Below are 3386 nucleotides of genomic sequence, written 5' to 3' on the forward strand. Positions count from 1 at the left end.
CAAGATCATTCCCGCCGCCATCTCACAATTACCAAGGCATCAGTGCACTTTCGGGCTTTCAAGTTTCAGTCTGTAATGTTATAAGCGGTGAATTCAACACCATCCAGTGGCGTCGCCTGTTCAAATTCGGGCATCTTTTCCCCAGTATTTTCGATGAGTTCAGGCATTTTGTCGAATGCCTTCTTGTGCAAAATGAAGTCTACTTTCGTATCTTCCGCCGCCCCATGAGCAACCTTGCTGAGACCGCCGACTGCTGCGCCCAGCAAGGGCAAAACAAGCGCAATCATCATCACCAAGCGTAACCATCGTCGTTGTATCATTGTTGACGCCTCCTTGTATTTTTTCTTCATTTACTCTACATATTGAGTGTAGCGGGTTGCTTCAGGGACCAGCAACTTATGAAAGTCCCACCAATTATTTTCAATGACGATTCTGTGTAGCCTCACAATGCCTGTTACAACAGGAATTTCATGGACCGGGTCATTGATTTGAATTGTTCAATCGGCCAATTTATCAGTATTCCGGTGGGAAGACCTGATTATTGATACAAATTACTTGGCCGGTGTTTTGCGCGTTCGCCAACCGATAATCACCACGACCGCAATCAGCAAGAACCCGAATATGCCCATCAAGGTTTTGACCGTCCCGGTTTGCGGCAGCCAGCCGCCCTGCTTAGGGGGCGTGGTGCTCACTGGCGTGGGCTTTTCTGGTGTCGTTGGCGGTGTTGTAGTCTGATTGTTGTACACTCGAGGAGTTGCTTGTTGCATTGCAGCCTCCGGTACTTTACCAGAAATCAATTCCATAAGTGGCTGACCGTTGACCATAACTGGCAAGAAATTGCCTTGCTCATCCCGCCATTCTTCGGGCACCTCCACTTTGATGCCCTTAGCAGACGCATCAAGTTCATACCCGTCGATAGTCGCTACTTCTTCAAAGTAATACGTTCCCGCCGACAGGAAGCGCTGACCCATATTAACGAGTCCGTCCTTGTCTGACGTGAATTTATCTACCCGGTCATCCCGCAACGGGTCAGAACTAGTCAGCCATTTGTTGCCTAAATCGTTCTCTTCCCCCAATTGCAGATAACGTTTCTGATTATTGATTAGCTGGTACATGACGAATTTTGCGCCCGCCAGTCGTACTTCCCCGCCAGTCGTCTGTTTGCCGAACTTGAAGAAATACGGATCCCGGACGTAAGCCGTATTTTTTGGATAGAGGTGAATCGGATTCAGCTTGGTTTCATCCACGGGATGCATCATCGGCAGAATAACCACAATGGGTGATGTCTTTTTGGTCATATCGATGTTTAGACCCATCGTCGGATCAAGTTTGTCTTCCAGAATCAGATATACTGCTTTATTTCCTTCTGGCGTACGCCGGGGTACTGTGAACCGAGCGATGCCGTCTTCATTCAGGGCATCATCAGTCCGGGTTTTAATGGTGGCGACCCGTTTCAAGTTCTGTTCAGCCCAAGTCAATGCTTCTCGGCGCGGCTTGTCTCGATACAAGTCGATGAAGACTTGATCAGTGAACGTCTGCCCCCCGTGGGCAGAAGGTGTCCACTCTTTCTTCATTCGCTGGTATTCCGCAGAGAGATCATAGACGTAGAAATTCGCGCCGTTCAGTCCGGAAGTCTTGCTCAGTAATTTATGGTTCGGATCTTCAATCAGTACCCCGTCGTTGGGATACCACACGTCCTCCGGTGACCGGACATCTCGGTAAACCCGTTTATGCAGCACGATCTCCGTATCCAAGCTTTCTGCCTGAACCATTCCGCCGGCAATCAGCAGCATGATGAGCGAAAGCAGGCCAAGCAGCCCAGCACGAAGCCAACGTTGCTTACTCATTTTTCTCGCCCCCTTCGTTGTTTGCCGTAGTAACCGACACCCACATTGATGGCGGCAAAGCCGATGGTCCCGGCAGTGAGGTACCACGGCAGCATGCCCCAGCCGCCGGTAGCCGGTAATACGCCGACCGGTTTGTTCTGCACTTTGTCGCCGAACACTAAGCCGTTGCGATCGAGCAGCTTGCCATCAGCGATAATCGTCTTCATATCGTCTGAAACGACGATTTTGATGGGCTTCTCCAACTTGTCATACCCTTCAGGTGCTTCGACCTCGGTTAATGTGTATTTCCCCGGTCCCAGCCCGGTGAACAGGAATATACCAATTTCTTGCTCATCCTCCGGCCGGGTTTGATCGTACCCATTAGGCCCTTGCAACCTCAATTTAGCGCCGCGTAAGATCTGACCATTCTCACCCACCTTGGTGAGCCTTAACGATAGCCGCTTCTGGTTCACAATAGTGTCAATTTTGTCGCCATCCTTGAACCGCAACTCGGCCTTGCCGTCTACAATCACGATGGTCACATCCCATTCGGTGGGGCCGATGGCATTCTTCGTTTCCTCCTTGAGTTTGTATTCTCCTGGAGTGACGCCGTTGAATTCAACGTAGCCGGTTTTATTGCTCACCGCTTCAAATGTTTTGCCATCGGCAGCCGTCAAGGTAAACTTGATGTCCGGCAATATCGAACCAAATTGATTGGTCTTGTGGAAGCCCACTTCCTGCTCCAGAACCGGTACGTTGGGAACTTCACTAATGTTGCCGATCGTCTGGCCTTGATTGGGTGACACTTCATGGGCGTTATCCGCGGGTGGCGGTTGAAAGCCTGGCGGCGCCTTTGTTTCGTGGAAATAGTACCGATATTGGGTTTCTTTTTGTTCTTTAAGCTGCACCTGAATCTGTCCATCGCTGTTCGTCGTCAACTTAATCGCTTGATCTCGTTCAGTGGACCATGTTTCCGGACTGGCCTTGGTCAAATACTCGGTCTTGCCGGCAGCAGTCCGGTACAAAATGAACTCCGCATTCGCCACTGGAATATGATCATCGGCGTTATGCTTGTTAACACCAATCATGAAGTCTACTAATTCTTCCAGCGGCGGTGTGTAGAAATTATGTGCCTCTGCCCCACCGCTTTGTTGGAAGTCTTTCGCCCAAAGATACCCGTTGATGTGGGCACCAGACCAAACCACTTTGGCAACCAGAGCAATCAGTGAACCTGACAACGCAGTGGAAAAACAATGCATCTTGTTGAAATAAGCCTGCGTAAAGCGATTCTCTGGACCGTCATTCACTTCTGGAACAACCGGTGCGCTCCAGTCCGGGTTGCCGTAATTGGTCACTTGTTCTGCTTTAGGCAGCCAATAAATTGTTTTTTCAGGAACCTGCCGACTTTTATCACCAGAATTTGCAATCACCTTTGGCTGACTCGTAGTAAAAATAATCCGTTTAATACTAGGGAGTGTCTGAAAATCCCGAAATCCTGTATACTTCTTGTTAAAAACAAAACGGAGTGTGCAGGATGGTTATACCCAAACGTTATGAAGT

At 49.4% G+C, this 3386-nt stretch carries 3 protein-coding genes; all 3 read right to left on the reverse strand.

The window, feature by feature from the left end; all coding sequences use genetic code 11:
- Positions 1-65: 65 nt before the first annotated feature.
- Positions 66-320, reverse strand: a complete 255-nt coding sequence (locus H627_RS0115120) for a pilin N-terminal domain-containing protein (RefSeq protein ID WP_152319337.1) — start codon at positions 318-320, stop codon at positions 66-68.
- A gap of 231 nt (positions 321-551) precedes the next feature.
- Positions 552-1847 carry a pilin N-terminal domain-containing protein gene (locus H627_RS18730; protein WP_051225478.1) on the reverse strand — a complete coding sequence of 432 codons (1296 nt, stop codon included), beginning with the start codon at positions 1845-1847 and terminating at the stop codon, positions 552-554.
- Positions 1844-3256, reverse strand: coding sequence for an MSCRAMM family protein (locus H627_RS0115130; protein WP_027829596.1), 1413 nt, complete (start codon positions 3254-3256; stop codon positions 1844-1846). Before H627_RS0115130 ends, H627_RS18730 begins: the two co-directional genes overlap by 4 nt.
- Positions 3257-3386 lie beyond the last annotated feature (130 nt).

This window comes from Schleiferilactobacillus harbinensis DSM 16991, from assembly GCF_000425885.1.
Lineage (GTDB): Bacteria > Bacillota > Bacilli > Lactobacillales > Lactobacillaceae > Schleiferilactobacillus > Schleiferilactobacillus harbinensis.